The sequence below is a fragment of the Spirillospora sp. CA-108201 genome, from assembly GCF_050936235.1.
GTDB lineage: Bacteria > Actinomycetota > Actinomycetes > Streptosporangiales > Streptosporangiaceae > Spirillospora.
In genome coordinates, this window is record NZ_JBNJNE010000001.1 from 1,009,675 (window position 1) to 1,025,916 (window position 16,242).

At 75.6% G+C, this 16,242-nt stretch carries 16 protein-coding genes; 10 read left to right on the plus strand and 6 right to left on the minus strand.

All coding sequences use genetic code 11. From position 1 onward, the window contains the following. Nucleotides 1-40 precede the first annotated feature (40 nt). A complete protein-coding gene (locus ACQEU6_RS04850) occupies nucleotides 41-1,477 on the plus strand; it encodes an NAD(P)/FAD-dependent oxidoreductase (protein ID WP_499329381.1) in 1,437 nt (478 codons plus the stop codon). Here the strand turns inward: ACQEU6_RS04850 and ACQEU6_RS04855 are convergent. Beyond that, the gene (locus ACQEU6_RS04855) at nucleotides 1,464-2,258 is read right to left on the minus strand and encodes an isocitrate lyase/PEP mutase family protein (RefSeq protein WP_499329382.1); all 795 of its coding nucleotides are present in this window, start codon (nucleotides 2,256-2,258) and stop codon (nucleotides 1,464-1,466) included. The two genes, ACQEU6_RS04850 and ACQEU6_RS04855, sit on opposite strands and share 14 nt — an antisense overlap. A gap of 26 nt (nucleotides 2,259-2,284) precedes the next feature. Further along, nucleotides 2,285-3,016: an aspartate/glutamate racemase family protein gene (locus tag ACQEU6_RS04860; RefSeq protein ID WP_499329383.1), complete on the minus strand. Its 732-nt coding sequence runs from the start codon at nucleotides 3,014-3,016 to the stop codon at nucleotides 2,285-2,287. Nucleotides 3,017-3,091: 75 nt separating this feature from the next. Between ACQEU6_RS04860 and ACQEU6_RS04865 the strand changes: the two genes are divergently transcribed. Beyond that, entirely contained in the window at nucleotides 3,092-3,637 is a 546-nt protein-coding gene (locus tag ACQEU6_RS04865; RefSeq protein WP_499329384.1) for a helix-turn-helix domain-containing protein, read from the plus strand. 2 nt (nucleotides 3,638-3,639) lie between these two features. On the opposite strand, the gene ACQEU6_RS04870 is transcribed toward ACQEU6_RS04865, so the two are convergent. Genes ACQEU6_RS04870 through ACQEU6_RS04885 form a run of 4 tightly spaced genes read right to left on the minus strand, consistent with a single transcriptional unit; the run spans nucleotide 3,640 to nucleotide 7,881 of the window. Next, nucleotides 3,640-5,034 carry an MmgE/PrpD family protein gene (locus ACQEU6_RS04870; RefSeq protein ID WP_499329385.1) on the minus strand — a complete coding sequence of 465 codons (1,395 nt, stop codon included), beginning with the start codon at nucleotides 5,032-5,034 and terminating at the stop codon, nucleotides 3,640-3,642. Continuing rightward, nucleotides 5,031-5,849 carry a cyclase family protein gene (locus tag ACQEU6_RS04875; RefSeq protein ID WP_499329386.1) on the minus strand — a complete coding sequence of 273 codons (819 nt, stop codon included), beginning with the start codon at nucleotides 5,847-5,849 and terminating at the stop codon, nucleotides 5,031-5,033. Before ACQEU6_RS04875 ends, ACQEU6_RS04870 begins: the two co-directional genes overlap by 4 nt. Beyond that, nucleotides 5,846-6,697 carry an HpcH/HpaI aldolase/citrate lyase family protein gene (locus ACQEU6_RS04880; protein WP_499329387.1) on the minus strand — a complete coding sequence of 284 codons (852 nt, stop codon included), beginning with the start codon at nucleotides 6,695-6,697 and terminating at the stop codon, nucleotides 5,846-5,848. Before ACQEU6_RS04880 ends, ACQEU6_RS04875 begins: the two co-directional genes overlap by 4 nt. Continuing rightward, nucleotides 6,694-7,881 carry a CaiB/BaiF CoA transferase family protein gene (locus ACQEU6_RS04885; protein WP_499329388.1) on the minus strand — a complete coding sequence of 396 codons (1,188 nt, stop codon included), beginning with the start codon at nucleotides 7,879-7,881 and terminating at the stop codon, nucleotides 6,694-6,696. The genes ACQEU6_RS04880 and ACQEU6_RS04885 overlap by 4 nt, the downstream gene beginning before the upstream one ends. 235 nt (nucleotides 7,882-8,116) lie before the next feature. Here ACQEU6_RS04885 and ACQEU6_RS04890 point away from each other — a divergent pair, with 235 nt between their 5' ends. The 8 genes from ACQEU6_RS04890 to ACQEU6_RS04925 are packed head-to-tail and all read left to right on the plus strand — an operon-like array spanning nucleotide 8,117 to nucleotide 16,235. Next, a complete protein-coding gene (locus tag ACQEU6_RS04890) occupies nucleotides 8,117-9,367 on the plus strand; it encodes an ABC transporter substrate-binding protein (protein WP_499329389.1) in 1,251 nt (416 codons plus the stop codon). Further along, nucleotides 9,364-10,380: a branched-chain amino acid ABC transporter permease gene (locus tag ACQEU6_RS04895; protein ID WP_499329390.1), complete on the plus strand. Its 1,017-nt coding sequence runs from the start codon at nucleotides 9,364-9,366 to the stop codon at nucleotides 10,378-10,380. The genes ACQEU6_RS04890 and ACQEU6_RS04895 overlap by 4 nt, the downstream gene beginning before the upstream one ends. Then, a complete protein-coding gene (locus tag ACQEU6_RS04900) occupies nucleotides 10,377-11,429 on the plus strand; it encodes a branched-chain amino acid ABC transporter permease (RefSeq protein ID WP_499329391.1) in 1,053 nt (350 codons plus the stop codon). Before ACQEU6_RS04895 ends, ACQEU6_RS04900 begins: the two co-directional genes overlap by 4 nt. Further along, nucleotides 11,426-12,175 (plus strand): ABC transporter ATP-binding protein, encoded by a 750-nt coding sequence (locus ACQEU6_RS04905; RefSeq protein ID WP_499329392.1) that lies wholly within the window; start codon nucleotides 11,426-11,428, stop codon nucleotides 12,173-12,175. Before ACQEU6_RS04900 ends, ACQEU6_RS04905 begins: the two co-directional genes overlap by 4 nt. Continuing rightward, the gene (locus tag ACQEU6_RS04910; RefSeq protein WP_499329393.1) at nucleotides 12,162-12,863 is read left to right on the plus strand and encodes an ABC transporter ATP-binding protein; all 702 of its coding nucleotides are present in this window, start codon (nucleotides 12,162-12,164) and stop codon (nucleotides 12,861-12,863) included. Before ACQEU6_RS04905 ends, ACQEU6_RS04910 begins: the two co-directional genes overlap by 14 nt. Then, nucleotides 12,860-14,206 carry an MmgE/PrpD family protein gene (locus ACQEU6_RS04915; RefSeq protein ID WP_499329394.1) on the plus strand — a complete coding sequence of 449 codons (1,347 nt, stop codon included), beginning with the start codon at nucleotides 12,860-12,862 and terminating at the stop codon, nucleotides 14,204-14,206. The genes ACQEU6_RS04910 and ACQEU6_RS04915 overlap by 4 nt, the downstream gene beginning before the upstream one ends. Then, nucleotides 14,203-14,844: an aspartate/glutamate racemase family protein gene (locus ACQEU6_RS04920; RefSeq protein ID WP_499329395.1), complete on the plus strand. Its 642-nt coding sequence runs from the start codon at nucleotides 14,203-14,205 to the stop codon at nucleotides 14,842-14,844. The genes ACQEU6_RS04915 and ACQEU6_RS04920 overlap by 4 nt, the downstream gene beginning before the upstream one ends. Continuing rightward, nucleotides 14,841-16,235, plus strand: a complete 1,395-nt coding sequence (locus tag ACQEU6_RS04925; protein ID WP_499329396.1) for an FAD-dependent oxidoreductase — start codon at nucleotides 14,841-14,843, stop codon at nucleotides 16,233-16,235. Before ACQEU6_RS04920 ends, ACQEU6_RS04925 begins: the two co-directional genes overlap by 4 nt. The last annotated feature ends 7 nt before the right edge of the window (nucleotides 16,236-16,242 follow it).

Genomic DNA, 16,242 nt, shown 5'->3' on the forward strand with positions numbered 1-16,242 from the left:
CGCCTGTTGATTTTGCTGCGGAATGCAGCAGGATGAGCGCATGAGCTCCTCCCCGGGCCGGGCGCCGCTGGCTCCCGGCTTCGCCAACGGCGGCGTCTCCCACTGGTACCGGGCGGCCGGGCGCCCCGACCCCGGTCCCCGCCTGCCGGGCCCGCGCACCGCCGACGTCTGCGTCGTCGGCGCCGGCTACACCGGGCTGTGGACCGCCTACTACCTCAAGCGCGCCCGCCCTGGCCTGCGGATCGTCGTGCTGGAGCGCGAGTTCGCGGGGTTCGGCGCGTCCGGCCGCAACGGGGGCTGGGTGCTGGGGGAGATCGCCGGGTCCCGGGAGCGCTACGCCGCCCGGCACGGCCGTCCCGCCGCGATCGCGCTGCAGCACGCCATGTTCCGGGCGGTGGACGAGGTCGTCCGTGTCGCGGGCGCCGAGGACGTCGACGCCGGCCTGGTCAAGGGCGGCGTCCTGCACGTGGCCCGGAACGCCGCCCAGCGCGCCCGCCTCGCGGCCCTGGTCGACGAGGCCCGCGAGTGGGGCTGGAGCGACGGCGACCTCGTTCCGCTGCCCGCCGTCGAACGCGACGAGCGGCTGCGCGTCGAGGGCGCGACCGGCGCCGCGTGGAGCCCGCACGCCGCGCGCGTGCAGCCCGCCGCGCTCGTCCGGGGCCTCGCCGCGGCGGTCCGGCGGCTCGGCGTTCGGATCTACGAGCGGACGCCGGTCGTGCGCATCGACCCGCGCCGGACGGACGGGCCGGCCGCCGCCGTGACCCCGTTCGGGACCGTCACCGCCGAGTACGTGCTGCGGGCCACCGAGGGCTTCACCGCCGCGCTGCCCGGCCACCGCCGCGACTGGCTCCCGATGAACAGCTCCATGATCGTCACAACGCCGCTGCCCGCCCGGACCTGGAAGGCGATCGGGTGGGAGCGCCGCGAGCTGCTCGGCGACATGGCGCACTACTACATGTACGCGCAGCGCACCGCCGACGACCGCATCGCCTTCGGCGGCCGGGGCCGCCCCTACCGGTACGGGTCGCGGGTCGACGACGGCGGGCGGACCGAGGCGTCCACCGTCGACGCGCTCTGGACGATGCTCACCGGGATGCTCCCCGCCGTCGCCGAGGAGGGGGCGGTGGAGCACGCCTGGTCGGGCGTCCTCGGCGTCCCCCGCGACTGGTGCGCGACGGTCGTCCTCGACCGCGCGACCGGGCTCGGCCACGCCGGCGGCTACACCGGCCACGGCGTCGCCACCGCGAACCTCGCCGGCCGCACCCTCCGCGACCTCGTCCTGGGCGACGACACCGACCTGACCGCGCTGCCGTGGGTGGACCGCCGCGTCCGCCGCTGGGAGCCCGAGCCCCTTCGCTGGCTGGGCGTCCACGCGATGTACGCCCTCTACCGCGCGGCCGACGCCCGCGAGTCGTCCGCGCCGTCCGGGCGGACCTCGGGCCTGGCCCGCCTCGCCGACCGGATCACGGGTCACTGACGAGCCGCTGGACGTCCCCGTACGACGGAACGGGAGGGGCCTCGCCCTCTCCGGTCACGTCGAGGGCGGCGGCGACGGCCGCGCGCAGCGCCGTGCGGAACGGCAGCGACCCGGTGCTCACCCGGTGCACGCCGAGCCGGGCGAGCCGCGGGTACGGGGTCCGGCCCGGCAGGTACAGCACGTTCAGCGGCAGGCCGGCGGCCTCCAGGACGGCCCGGATGTCGGTGTCTGCGGCGATCCCGGGGACGAAGATCCCGTCCGCTCCCGCCTCCGCGTACGCCCGTGCCCGCCGCAGCGTCTCGTCCAGGTCCGGCGCGCCCAGCCAGAACGTGTCGGTGCGGGCGTTGACGAACACCTGCGGCGCGGCCTGCCTGACGGCCGCGATGACGGCCGCCTGGTCGGCGGCGGGCGCGAGGCCCCCGTCGGCGCGGCCGTCCTCCAGGTTGAGCCCGGCGATCCCGAACGAGGCGAGCTCGGCGGCGAGCTCGGCCACGTCGCCGGGCCGGTCGGAGAACCCGCCCTCGACGTCGACGGTCACCGGGACGGGCAGCCGCGCCAGCGCCCGGGCGAGCGCCACCGTCTCGGCGCGCGTGCCGCCGGCGGCGTCGGCCTTCCCGGCCGCCGCGGCGACGCCGAGGCTCGTCGTGCCGACCGCCGGGAACCCCGCCTCGGCCAGCGCCGCGCCGCTCGCGAAGTCCCACGCGTTCGGCAGCACCAGCGGACGGTCGCCATGGTGGAGCCGCCTGAACCGGCTCGCCTTCTCCGCGCCCCCGATGTCCATGCCCGCCAATCTAGGGGCGGGTCGTTTCACCGCCCGTCGAAGCCTCCGCCGCGCCAGGCGGGCAGGGGCCGGCGGCCGACGGCGGCGTCGAAGGCGGCGCGGGCCAGCAGGCGGGTGGAGTCGAGGGTGGGCAGCGGCGAGGCCTCGGGCGTGACCAGCAGCGGGATCTCGGTGCACACCAGCGCGACGGCGTCGCAGCCGCGCCCCGCGAGGCGTTCGATGATCCGGACGTACTCGCGGCGCGAGTCCTCGGTGAGGACCCCGTTGACCAGCTCGTCGAAGATGATCCGATCGACGGTCTCCCGGTCGCCGGGGTCCGGGACCTCGGCGGCGATGCCGCGCGCGGCCAGTTCGCGCGGGTAGAGCGGGCCGTCCATCGTCCAGCGGGTGCCGAGCACGCCGACCCGCGTCCGGCCGTCGCGGGCGGCCTGGTCGGCGACGACCTGGACGATGTGCAGGCCGGGGAGCGCCAGATCGCCGCCGGGGTGTTCGAGGGCCAGGTGCGCGGTGTTGTCGGGGCAGACGAAGAAGTCCGCGCCGGCCGCGGCGAGCCGCCGCGCGCTCTCGGCCAGGATGCTCCTGACCGCGGCGGGGTCCCCTGCCTCCCACGCGGGCATGCTGCGCGCGAGCGCGATGAGGTCGAGCGTCACGTCCGGGTGGTCGTCGGCGCCCAGTTCGCGGAAGCCCTCCTGGCAGAAGGTCCGGAAGCACAGCGCGGCGCCTTCCGCGCTGTGGGCGAGGATGCCGAGGTGCCTCATGCTCAGTCCTGTTCGTTGTGGCGAACGATCGTCCAGTACAATGAACACTACCCTCAGGGAGGCGGGAGCGGGCGAGTGGATGTGATCGCGATGATCGCGGCGTCGATCCGGCGCGAGCGCGAGCGCGCCGGGATGTCCCAGACGGAGCTCGCCAGGCGCGCGGGCCTGGCGAAGTCGACGCTCTCCCAGCTGGAGTCGGGCGCCGGGAACCCGAGCGTCGAGACGCTGTGGGCCCTGGCAACGGCCCTGGACGTTCCCTTCAGCCGCCTCGTGGACCCGCCGCGCCCGGCCGTCCGGGTGGTCCGGGCGGGGGAGGGGCCTGCCGCGCACTCCGACCGGGCCGACTACACGGCGACGCTGCTGGCGTCATCGCCGCCGCACGCGCGCCGCGACCTCTACCGCGTCACGGCGCGACCCGGCGAGGCGAAGGTCTCCGACCCCCATCCTCCGGGCACCACCGAGCATGTCGTCCTCGGCGCCGGGCGCGCCCTGGCGGGGCCCGCGTCCGGGCCGGTGGAGCTGGGACCCGGCGACTACCTCGCCTACCCCGGCGACGCCCCGCACGTCTTCGAGGCCCTGGCGCCCGGCACGGCGGCGGTCTTCCTGATGGAGCACCTCTAGCGTCAGGCGAGCAGGGAGGTGAGCCGGCCGAGGTCCGCCAGGTCCGCGAGTCCGTAGACGAGCTCGGTGATCTGGCCGGCCCGGTCCTCCCGGACACGGCGGGCGGCGTTGAGGCGGAACTTCGTCGCCAGTTCCTCGGCCGAGAGGGGGTTGTCCGGGCCACCGCGGTTGGCGTCCACGCGCTCCTCCAGGAGCGCGCCGGCGCGGGTGCGGACCCGCAGGACGGCCGGGAACTGGTGCGGGAAGATCTCGTCGCAGCGGGCGTCCGGCACGCAGCGCACCCGGGCGGCCAGCGCCAGCCGGGCGGGATCGGCGGCGGCCTCGTCGGTGAAGTCCTCGTGGAAGACGCCGAGCCCGCCGCCGCCGAGCAGGGCCGCCGCGACGGTGTAGGGCCCGGAGAACGCGGCGTGGTACCCCGATCGGGGGCGGGCCTTGTCCTCGTGCGGCTCGCCGATCGTCCGCAGCACGGGGGCCGGCGCGCCCAGCTCGATCGACTCGATCTCGGCGGGGTCGAGCCCGCGGGCGCGCAGCCGGAGGGCGGCGTCGATGCCGGCGTGCGTGAAGTGGTTGCACGGGTAGGGCTTGAAGAAGATGCCGGGCAGTTCCCAGTGCTCGCCGAGGCCCGAGGTGAGGGCGTCGAGGTCGACCTGGTCGCCGCAGAACGCCTGGAGCATCCCGAACCGGCCTTCGAGGACGGTCGGCGGCCCGGTGATGCCGGTGCGGGCCAGCCCGGCGGCGGTGACGGCGGCGTGCGCGGCCCATCCGCAGTGGATCCGCTTGACGGTGCCGCCGGTGCGGTTGGCCTCCAGGATCCCCGAGCCCATGCTCGCGGCGATGCCCATGGCGTCGGCGATGCCGGCGGCGTCCAGGCCGGACAGCATCGCCGCGGACGCGGCGGCGCCGACGGCGCCGCAGATGGCGGTGGCGTGCTGGCCGCGCTCGAAGAACACCGAGTTGCCGAGCTCGCGGTCGTACCCGGCCATGCCGAGCCGGACGGTGATCTCGATGCCGACGCCCACCGCGTCCAGCAGCCGGGCGCCGCCCGCGCCGCGCGCCTCGGCCGCGGCCAGCGCGGCGGGCACGACCGACGCCGACGGGTGCAGGACGGACGGCAGGTGCGTGTCGTCGAAGTCCAGGGAGTGGGCGAGCGTCCCGTTGAGCAGGGCGGCGCTCGGCTCGGGCAGGCGCGTGCCGGTGCCGATCGCGGTGGCCCGGCCCAGCCCGCCCCATTCGGCGACGAGGTCGCCGACGGCCCGCGCGGGACGCTCCCCGGTCGCGGCCAGGCTGTTGCCGAGCGCGTCCAGGACGCGGCGCGCCGCGTCCGCGCGCAGTTCGGGGGGCAGGCCGCGGGAGGCGGCGGTGGCCGCCAGGCCCGCGAGCCGCTGGACGGGGGTCATGCCGCCACCGCCGCGAGGGGGCGGACGGGGGATCCGGTGCCGCCGGTGATCCGCAGCGGCGCCAGCACGAACACGAACTCGTGCAGCCCGGCCTCGGCGAGCGCCTCCAGAGCGAGGTGCTCCAGGATGAAGATCCCGGACTCGACCAGCAGGATGCGGTGCACGGGCAGGACGGCGTGCCCCGCGCCCGCCGGGATCTGCTCGTATGCGGTGGTGTCGGCGCCCGTCGCGGCGACGCCGCGGCCGGCGAGCCAGCGGGCGGCGGACGGCGTCGCGCCCGGCACGCCCGTCTCCCGGCCGAGGTAGGCGGTCGCGTCCCCGAAGTTGCGCGACCACCCGGTGCGGATCAGCGCCACGTCGCCCGCGCCCGGCTCGGTCCCGGCGCGCGCGGCGGCCAGGTCCAGGTCCTCGGCGGTCACACCGTATCCGGGCGGGAGCGTCGCCACGCCGTGGACCGCGGCCACGTCCAGCAGCACGCCCCGGCGCAGGAGGCCGGGCAGGTTCTCGGCGCCGTGGCTGGTGAACGCGCCGCCGCGCTGGGCGTCGGCGGCGGAGATTCCGCCGTGCAGCTCCCCGTCGTGGCTGACGTGGGAGAGCGCGTCGATGTGGGTGCCGACGTGCCCGCCGGTCACGATGATCTCGTTGGCGGCCGAGCCGCCGTCGGGCCGCTCCATGTCGCCGTGCCGGCGGATCAGCGTCATGCGGAACCCGGGATGGTTGGGCGAGCAGGGCATCCCGGTGAAGAAGGGCTGGCCCAGCTCGATCAGCCGGACTCCTCCGGCGACGGCCGCGAGCAGCGGATCCTGCGTGTTCATCGATGGCCTTCCTTGACGGGCCGGGCGGCGGTGGCGGCGGACGCCGCGGCGTCGAGCAGCCAGGCGGCGCGCTCGACGACCGCCTTGTCCACGAACCGGCCGGCGGAGTCGATCCATGCGGCCTCGCGGTGCTCGGCGAGCCGGCTCATGAGGTCCCGCGCCCACGCGACCTCGTCCGGGTCGGGCGCGAACGCCTCGTGCACGACGGGGATCTGCGCGGGGTGGACGACCGAGCGCCCGAAGAACCCGGCCCGCCGCCCCGCGAGGGTGTCGGCGCGCAGGCCGTCGAGGTCGCGGACGGCCGTCCAGACGCTCTGCGGCGGGGACGGGAGCCCGGCGGCGCGGGCGGCCACGACGACGCGCGAGCGCGGCCACGCCAGCGCGTCGCCGCCCGCCACCCGCAGGTCGGCGGACAGGTCGGCCTCGCCCAGGGAGATCCCGGCGACGAGCGGGTGCGCGGCGGCGAGCGCGAAGGCGTTCTCCACGCCGAGGGCCGACTCCAGGACGGGGAACACCGGGACGCCGAGCGCGTCGGCGGCGCGGCGCAGTTCGGCCGGGTCCTCGCACTTGGGGATCCGTACCCCGGCGAGGCCGCCCGGAGCGCCCGCCAGGAGCGCGATGTCCTCGGCGCCGTCCGGGGTGGCGGGCGCGTTGATCCGCACGTGGGCGGCGCGCTCGCCGTCCAGGCAGCCGAGGGCGTTCAGGACGGCGCGCCGGGCGGCCCCCTTGACCGGTGGCGCGACCGCGTCCTCCAGGTCGAGGACCACCGCGTCGGCGTCCGAGGCGAGCGCCTTGGCGATCCGGTCCGGGCGGTCGCCCGGGACGTAGAGCCAGGTCCGCGGCGTCACCCGATCACGCCCTTGGCCCGCAGGTCCCTCAGCCCGGCCCCGTCCACGCCGTAGCGGGCGAGGATCTCGGCGGTGTGCGCGCCGAGCGGCGGCCCGGCCGAGGTGATCCGGCCCGGCGTGCCCGACAGCCGGAACAGCACGTTCTGCATCCGCACCGGGCCGAGCTCGTCGTCGGGGACGGAGGCGATGGTGCCGAGCGCCTCGAACTGCGGGTCGGCCATCACGTCGGCGGCGGTGTAGACGGGGGCGACGGCGGCCTGCGCCTCCTCGAACGCCTTGACGACCTCGTCGCGGTCGCGGCCGGCGATCCACGACCCGACCGCCTCGTCCAGCACGTCGGCGTGCCGGGCGCGCTGCGCGCCCGTCGCGAACCACGGCTCCTCGATCAGCTCGGGGCGGCCGACCAGCCGCATCACCCGCTCGGCGATCGACTGCGCGCTGGTGGAGACCGCGACCCAGCCGCCATCGCGGGTCTGGTAGGTGTTGCGCGGCGCGTTGTTGTGCGAGCGGTTCCCGGTGCGGGCCTGGAGCTCGCCCAGCTGGTCGTAGGCGATGATCTGCGGGCCGAGCAGGGTGAGGATCGGCTCGATGATGGCCAGGTCGACCACCTGGCCCTCGCCGGTCGCCTCCCGCGCACGCAGCGCCGTCATCACCGCGAACGCGGTGGTGAGCGCGGCGATCCCGTCGGCGAGGCCGAAGGGCGGCAGGGTCGGCGGGCCGTCCGGCTCCCCGGTGATCGCCGCGAATCCGCTCATCGCCTCGGCGAGCGTGCCGAACCCGGGCCGGCGGGCGTAGGGGCCGGTCTGCCCGAACCCGGTGACCCGCGCCAGCACGAGCCGCGGGTTGATCTCGCGCAGTTCGTCCGGGCCGAGCCCCCAGCGCTCCAGCGTCCCGGGGCGGAAGTTCTCGATCACCACGTCGGCGTCGGCGGCCAGCCGCCGGAACAGCTCCTGCCCCTCGGGCGAGCCGAGGTAGAGGGTCATTGCCTTCTTGTTGCGGGCGAGCATCTTCCACCACAGGCCGACGCCGTCGCGCTGCGCGCCGTGGCTGCGCACGGGGTCGCCCGCCGGATGCTCGATCTTGATGACCTCGGCCCCGAAGTCGCCCAGCAGCGTCGCGGCGAGGGGGCCGGCGAACAGCGTGGCCGTGTCGAGGACCCGGACTCCGGACAGGGCGTCGGTCATGGACGGCACCGCCTTCGCAGGTTGTTTCTCTTAGAGAAACAATGATGGATGTTGTGTCCGGATCGCGCGACGACCCGGGGCCTTCAAGTTGGCACTGCTTATCGAGTTCCGTCAAGTTTCACCTAGATATTGACCCGATGGCGTGACGGATGCCACCATGACGCCACAGTGACCTGCTGTTCCTCTAGGCGGAACACATGTCGGGGGAGCAGGGACAGACGGGCAGGAGGGATGAATGTCGGCTCGCAAGCTCGCCGCCGGACTCGGCGCGTGCGCGGTCCTGCTGGCCGCGGCCGGCTGCGGCGGCTCGGCGCCGTCCGGCGCGGCCGGGGTGGCGGCCGGGCGCGACGAGGGCCCGGTCAAGATCGGCGCCCTGCACCCGGTCAGCGGCGCCAACGCCGTCGACGGCCAGCAGATGCGGCGCGGCGCGCGGATGGCGGTGGAGGCGATCAACGCCGCCGGCGGCATCCGGTCCCTCGGCGGCCGCAAGGTCGAACTGGAGACCGGCGACACCCAGGGCAAGGCCGAGGTCGGCCAGAGCGAGGCCCAGCGCCTCATCTCCGCCGGCGCCGTCGGGCTCGTCGGCACCTACCAGAGCGCCGTCAGCACGAACGTCGCGGTCGTCGCCGAGCGCAACCGGGTGCCGTTCGTCATGGACGTCACCGCCTCGGACGCGATCTTCTCCCACGGCTACACGTACGCGTTCCGGGTCCAGCCGGGCAGCGCCGCCATCGCGGGCGCCGCCGCCCGCTACCTCAAGGAGGTCTCGGAGCGGGCGGGCAGGCCCGTGCGCAAGGTCGCGTTCCTGCACGAGCAGACCGACTTCGGCAGCGGCGCCGCCGAGGCGTTCACCGCGGCGGCGAAGCGGCTCGGCATCGAGGTCGGCCCGGACATCAGCTACGACGCGCTCACCGTGTCCGACCTCACCGCGCAGATCACGCAGGTCAAGGCGTCCGGAGCGGACGTCCTCGCCGTCGCCGGCTACTACCGCGACAGCCTGCTCGCGGCCAAGGCCGTCGCTTCGGTCAAGCCCGCCCTGAACGCGATCTGGGGCGTGTCCAACGGCGCCTACGACCAGCCCAAATTCGTCGCCGACGGCGGCGCTGCCGCCGAGCGGATCTTCAGCACCAACTACCACTTCGACGCACGGAGCCCCCAGACGGAGCGGCTGCGGGCCGACTACCAGCGGCGCTACGGCGCCCCCATGCGCACGGGCGCGGTCCTCGCCTACGACGCGGTCCAGGTGATCGCGCAGGGCGTGGAGCGCGCGGGCACCACCGACGCGGAGAAGGTGCGCGACGCGATCGCGTCCTCGAAGGTCGAGCCCCTCACGGTCGGCACCGGCCCGATCTCCTTCGCCCCGAACGGGGACAACCGCAACGCCCTGCCCGTCCTCATGCAGGTGCAGGGCGGCGGGGTCAAGCAGGTCTACCCGCCGGAGAAGGCCGAATCCCAGCCCAACTACTCGGTGACGTGGCGGTCATGAGCGACATCGGAACCAAGGCCCAGTCCCCTCCCACCCCCGCCGTCCGGCGCCGCCTCCCCGGCGGCGTGACGGCGGCCGTCCTCAAGCGCGCCGCCGTCACCGGCGGCCTGGTGGCGGCCGCGATCGCGGTCGCCCTGATCAAGTCCGGCAGCGGCCTCGTCGTCTGGCAGTCGGTGGTCACCGGCCTGCTGATGGGCGGGCTGTACGGGCTCATCGCGATGGGCCTCACGCTCATCTTCGGCGTGCTCGACATCGTGAACTTCGCGCACGGCGCGCTGCTCGCCATCGCGATGTTCATCGCGTTCGGCGTCGTGCAGGGCACCGGTCTGCACCCCTACCTGGCGCTGCCGGTCGCCGTCCCCGCCCTGTTCCTGATCGGCGCGGCCGTGCACCGCGGCCTGCTCGGCGGGACGGGCGGCGCGTCGCTGGAGAACCAGCTGCTCATCACGCTCGGCCTGTCGCTGCTGCTGGAGAACGGGCTGCTGATGTTCTTCGGCGCCGAGCCCAAGAACGTCGCGCTGCCCGGCGACTTCCAGTTCTCGCTGTTCGGCGCGGTCGTGCCGGGCGCCCGGCTGTACGCCTTCCTCGGCGCCGTCCTGATCGGCGCGGCGCTGTTCTGGATGCTGCGCCGCACCCGGTTCGGGACGGCGATCCGCGCGGTGGCCGCGAACCGGCCGGGCGCGGAGCTGGTCGGCGTGAACGTCCGCCGCGTCCACACGCTGACGTTCGCGATCGGCACCGCGTGCGCCGGGGCGGCGGCGGTGCTGGCCGCGCCGCTCGTCACGGTGACGCCCACGCTCGGCGAGCAGTTCAACATCACCGCCTTCGTCGTGGTGGTGCTGGGCGGGATGGGCAACGTCGCGGGGGCCCTCGCGGGCGGCCTGCTCATCGGGCTGGTCGAGCAGCTCACCACGATCTACATGGACGGCCAGAGCTCCCTGCTCGGCGTGTTCGCCGTCTTCCTGGTCGTGCTCTTCCTCCGCCCGCAGGGGCTGTTCGGGAGGCGGGCATGACCGGCATCACCCTCACCGGCCGTCCCGGCGCCGGCGCGGCCCCGGTGAAGGCGCCGCCGCTGCGGCCGCAGAACCGGCAGCTCGCCGTCCTGGCCGTGCTGCTGCTCCTGGCGATCCCGCTGCCGCTGGTGCTGCCGCCCGCGCAGGGCGCCGTCGCCGTCCGCATCCTGATCTTCGCCCTGATGGCGATCGGCTGGAACGTGATGAGCGGGTTCGGCGGCATGTTCAGCTTCGGGCACGCCGCGTTCTTCGGCCTCGGCGCCTACACCAGCGCCTACCTGCTGGTCGAGCACGGCGTGTCGCCCTGGATCGGGATGCTCGCCGGGATGGCGGTGGCGGCGGCCGTCGCCGTGGTCATCGGGTTCTTCGCGTTCCGCTACCGGCTCAAGGGCGCCTACTTCGCCCTGGCGACGTTCGCGTTCGCCGAGATGCTCCGGCTGGTGGCCACCACGTCGGAGTTCACGGGAAAGGCGGTCGGGTTCACCGTCCCGCTGATCCAGGGCTCCTCGCTCTGGAAGATCCAGTTCGCGGCGGACTCGCCCGCCTACTTCTGGGTCGCGCTCGCCCTCGCGGGCCTCGCCGCCCTGGCCAGCATCCTGTTCCTGCACTCGCGGACCGGACGCTACGTCGCCGCGATCCGCGACGACGAGCTCGCGGCGGCGTCCCTGGGCGCCCCGGTCCTGCGGTACAAGCTGGTCACGGTCGCGCTGTCGGCCGCGATCACCTCCGTCGCCGGAGCCCTCTACACGCAGTACTACCTGTTCGTGAACCCGGACCTGGCGTTCGGCTCCTCGGTGTCGATCCAGGCGATCGCGGCCGTGGTCATCGGCGGGATCGGCACGGTCTGGGGCCCGGTCGCCGGGGCGGTCATCCTCGGCGCGCTGGCGGACGTCACCGCGACGCTGCTGCGGACCCCGCCCGGCTTCCTGGACTTCCTGCAGGGGCGCAGCGGCCTGGACGTCGCGGTCTACGCCGTCCTGCTCATCCTGATCGTCCGGCTGCTCCCCAAGGGCATCGTCGGCACGATCGCGGCGAGGTGGCGCGGATGAGCCCGTCCGGAGAGACCGTGCTGACCGTGTCCGGCGTCGGCAAGCACTTCCGGGGCCTGCGCGCGCTGGCCGACGTCGACCTGCGGGTCGCCGAGGGCGAGATCCTCGGCGTGATCGGCCCGAACGGCGCCGGGAAGACGACGCTGTTCGACGTCATCTGCGGCGCCCTCGCCCCCGACGAGGGCCGGGTCGAGTTCGGCGGCCGGGACGTCACCGGCGCCTCGCCCGACCGCATCGCCCGCGCCGGGATGGTCCGGACGTTCCAGCTGATGCGGCCGTTCGGGAGCATGACCGTCCTGGAGAACGTCGCCCTGGCCGCCCAGCACCGCCGCCAGCCGCCGCACCGCCTGCGCGCGCGGTCGATGGACGTCGTGGAGCGGGTCGGGCTCGGGGAGTGGGCGCACCGGGGCGCCACCGAACTGCCGACCGCCGGGCTCAAGCGCCTCGAACTCGCCCGCGCGCTCGCGATGCGGCCGAAGGTGCTGCTGCTGGACGAGGTCCTCGCCGGGCTCGTCCCGGCCGAGCGCGAACCCGTCCTGGACCTGCTCGCCGCGCTGCGCGAGGAGGACGGCACGACGCTGCTGTTCATCGAGCACATCATGGCGGCCGTGATGCGGCTGTCGGACCGCGTCCTCGTCCTGGACCAGGGCCGGGTGCTGGCCGCCGGGACGGCCGCGGAGGTCACCTCCGACCCCCGCGTGATCGAGGCGTACCTCGGAGAGGAGCCGGACGATGCTGACGATTGACGGGCTCTGCGCCGGCTACGGCCGCATGCGGATCCTGCACGAGGTCGACCTGCGGCTCGGCGAGGGCGAGATCGTCGCGCTGGTCGGCGCGAACGGCGCGGGGAAGACGACCACGCTGCGGGCGGTGTGCGGGCAGGTGCGGCCCATGTCCGGGACGGTGACCTTCGCGGGCGCGTCCACGGCCGGGCGGCGCCCCGACCAGCTCGTCCGGGACGGCCTCGTGCACGTCCCCGAGGACCGCGCGCTGTTCGGCGCCCTCACGGTCGAGGAGAACCTGCGGATGGGCGCCTGGACCCGCCCGCCCGCCGAGTCCGCCGCGCGGATGCGGGAGGTGTTCGAGCTGTTCCCCGTCCTCGCCGAGCGCCGCGCGCAGGTCGCGCAGACGTTCAGCGGCGGGCAGCAGCAGATGCTCGCGATCGGCCGCGCGCTGATGGCGCGGCCGAAGCTGCTCATGCTGGACGAGCCGTCCACGGGCCTGTCGCCCAAGCTCACGTGGGCGATGCTCGACGCGGTCAGGCGGATCCGCGACACGGGCGTCGCCGTCCTGCTCGTCGAGCAGAACGCCAAGCAGGCGCTCGGCATCGCCGACCGCGCCTACGTCATGGAGAGCGGATCGACCGTCCTGCACGGGACGGGCCGCGAGCTGGCCGGATCCGCCGAGGTCAGGAAGGCGTACCTGGGACTGTGACGGATGCGGTGGAGGCCACGGCGCGGCTGGGGGAGTGGGTCGCGCGGCTGGACGCGGCGCGGGCCCCGGAGCCGGTGCTCGAACGGCTGTCGCTCGTCCTGCTCGACGTGATCGGTGTGACGGCGCTCGGCGCGGGGCTGGAGGAGGCGCGCGCGATCCGCGGGGCGTGGAACGCCCCCGCCGGGCCCGCGCCGCTGATCGGCGCCGGGCGCTGCGTCTCGGTCGACGCCGCCGCCTGGCTGAACGCGACGGCGCTGGTCTGCCTCGAACTGGACGAGGGCAACAAGTACGCCAGGGGGCATCCGGCGGCGCACGGGTTCCCGGCCGTCCTGGCGCTGGCCTCGGAGGTGGACGCCTCCGGCGCGGACACGGCCGCCGCCCTGCTCGCCGCCTACGAGGTGGCGTCCCGGTTCGGGCGGGCGTCCCGGCTGCGGCCGGGCGCGCACCCGCACGGCAGCTGGGGCGTCGCGGGCGCGGCCGCCGGATGCGCGCGGCTGCTCGGCCTCGGCCCGGACGCCGTCGCCGCCGCGATCGACACCGGGGCGGGGCTGCCGGTGGCGGGGCACTTCGCGTCCGCGACCGACGGCAACCCGGTGCGCGACGCCTGGATGGGCGCGGCCAACATGTCCGGCCTGGTGGCGGCCCGCATGGCCTCGGCCGGGTCCGCCCGCAACACCGGGACGGCCGCGCTCTCGCTCGGGACCCTGCTGGGGGAGTTCGACCCGTCCGAGCTGACCGCCGGGCTCGGCGACCGCTGGGACATCGCGCGCGGCTACTTCAAGCGGCACGCCTCCTGCTCGTTCACCCATCCGGCCGCGGACGCCGTCCTGGACCTGCGGCCCGGGCTCGACCCGTCCCGGATCACCGAGATCGTGGTCGAGACGCACGCGCTCGGCGCCGGGCTGGCCTCGCCGCGCTGGGACAACCGGCTGTCGGCGATGTTCTCCACGCCGTTCGCCGTGGCCGCGGCCCTCCTGCACGGCGAGGTCGGCCCGCGCACGCGCCTGGAGGACCCGCGCCTGCGGGCCCTCGCCCGGCGCGTCCGGCTGGTCGCGGCGGACGACCTGACGGCCCGGCTCCCGGACGAGCGCGCCGCGCGCGTCACCGTCGCGCTGGCCGACGGGACGTCCCGCATCCGCGAGGTGCCGAACCCGGTGGGCGACGCCGACCACCGCCCCCTGGACGAATGGGAGCTCCTCGCCCTGCTGAGGCGGTGGCTGCCCGGCCGCGGGGACCTGATCGGCAGGGCCGCGGCCTTCGCCCGCGACCTGCCCGCCCTGGACCACGCCGGCGGGCGCCTGCGCGAACTCGCCGGCGGAGACGAGACGGAGGAGCCGAGATGATGCGCGCCCTTGCGGTGACGCCGATCCACCTGCCGCCGGAGGAGATCCGGAGAAGGCAGGCCCGCTACGACCGGCTCGCCCCGCCGGGGCTGTCGGTCGAGCTGCGCGACGTCGGTCCCGCCGCACCCGGGTCGCTGGACGACGAGGCGTCGATCCGCGCGTCCGAGAGCGAGGTCGCCGCCGCCCTGGCGCGGGCCGGGGACGGCTTCGACCTCGCGTTCCCCGACTGCGTGCTGGACCCGGCCGTGCCCGACCGCCCCGCCCCTGACCAGGAGGTTCCGGTGAACGGGCTGCTCAGACTGAGTAGTCTGTACCTTTCTGCGATGAATGTACGGTTCGGTGCGGTGGTGCGGAACGAGGCGATCGGTGCGGAGCTGGGCCGCCGCCTCGCCGCCTACGGCCTGGACGCCCACACCGCCGGGATCGAGGTGCTGGACCTGCCCTTCGACGCCGTCGCCGACGCGGGCGCCTGGAACGCCGCCCTCGGCGCGGCCGTGGACGCCCTCGCCGCCCGCGGCGCCGCCGCCGTGATCAACGGCTGCTCGGCCGTCGACGTCGAGAGGCACCGCCTCGCGGCCCGGATCGTCGACCCCACGGACCTGGCCCTGCGGCTCATGGCGGTCGGGAGGGACGCGTGACCGGCGGACCCGACCTCGTCGTCGCGGGCGCCGGCGGCGGCCTCGCCGGGGCGCTGCGCGCCGCCGAGCTCGGCCTCGGCGTGCTCGTCGTCGAGGCGAGCGAGCACTACCGGCGCGGCAACAACACCTCGATGTCGACCGCGATGTTCCCCGGCGCGGGCACGCGCTGGCAGGAGGCCGCGGGCGTCGAGGACTCCCCGGACCGCTTCGCCGCCGACATCGCGGCCAAGACCGGCGGCCGTGCCGACGCCCGCCTCGCCCGCACGCTCGCCGAGGTCAGCGGCCCCCTCGTGGAGTGGCTCGCCGACTCGGCCGGGCTGCCGCTCTCCCTGGTCACCGACTTCAACTACCCCGGCCACTCCGTGCACCGCTGCCACTCCGTCCCCGGCCGGCACGGCTCCAGCGTGATCGACCACCTCGCCCGCCGCGTCCGCGAGCACCCCGGCATCGACCTGCTCGTCCCGGCCGAGCTCGTGGACGTGACGACCGCGCCGGGCGCCCCCGGCGTCCCCGCCGCCGTGCGCGGGGCGGTCGTCCGGTACCCGGACGGGACCGAGGAGGAGATCCCCGCGGGGGCCGTGCTCCTCGCCACCAACGGCTTCGGCGCCGACCGCGCCCTGGTGGAGCGCCACCTGCCCGAGATCGCGGGGGCCCTCTACCAGGGCGGCGAGCGGTCCCGCGGGGACGCGCTGCGGATCGGCGGCGGGCTCGGCGCCGCCACCGGCTACCTGGACGCCTACCAGGGCCACGGCGCCGTCGCCGCCGGCGCGGGCACCCTCGTCGGCTGGGCCACGATCATCCACGGCGGGATCATGGTGGACCTCGCCGGCCGCCGGTTCGGCGACGAGACCCGCGGCTACTCCGAGTACGCCGCCGAACTGGCCGCCCGCCCCGGCTCCACCGGCTGGATCGTCCTGGACGAGACGATCTTCGAGCAGTGCCGGCCGTTCCAGGACTTCCGCGACACCGTCGAGTCGGGCGTGCTGGTCTGGGCCGACGACGCCGAAGGCCTCGCCGAGGCCACCGGGCTGCCCGCCGAGGCCCTCGCCCGGGAGCTGGGGGCCGGCGCCGCCGCCGCGCGCGGGGAGCATCCCGACGAGCACGGCCGCACCCACTGGGAGCGGCCGCTCGCCCCGCCCTACGCCGCCGTCCGCGTCGTCCCCGCGCTCTTCCACACCCAGGGCGGGCTGCTCGTCGACGGGGACGCCGCCGTCGTCGACCCCGGCGACCGCCCCATCCCCGGCCTGTACGCGGCGGGCGGCGCCGCCGCCGGGATCTCCGGCCACGGCGCCGGCGGCTACCTGCCCGGCAACGGCCTGCTGCCCGCCTTCGGGCTGGCCTACCTGGCGGCCGGCGCCATCGCCCGCCGCACGACCACCCGAGAGAACTGAGGAGACC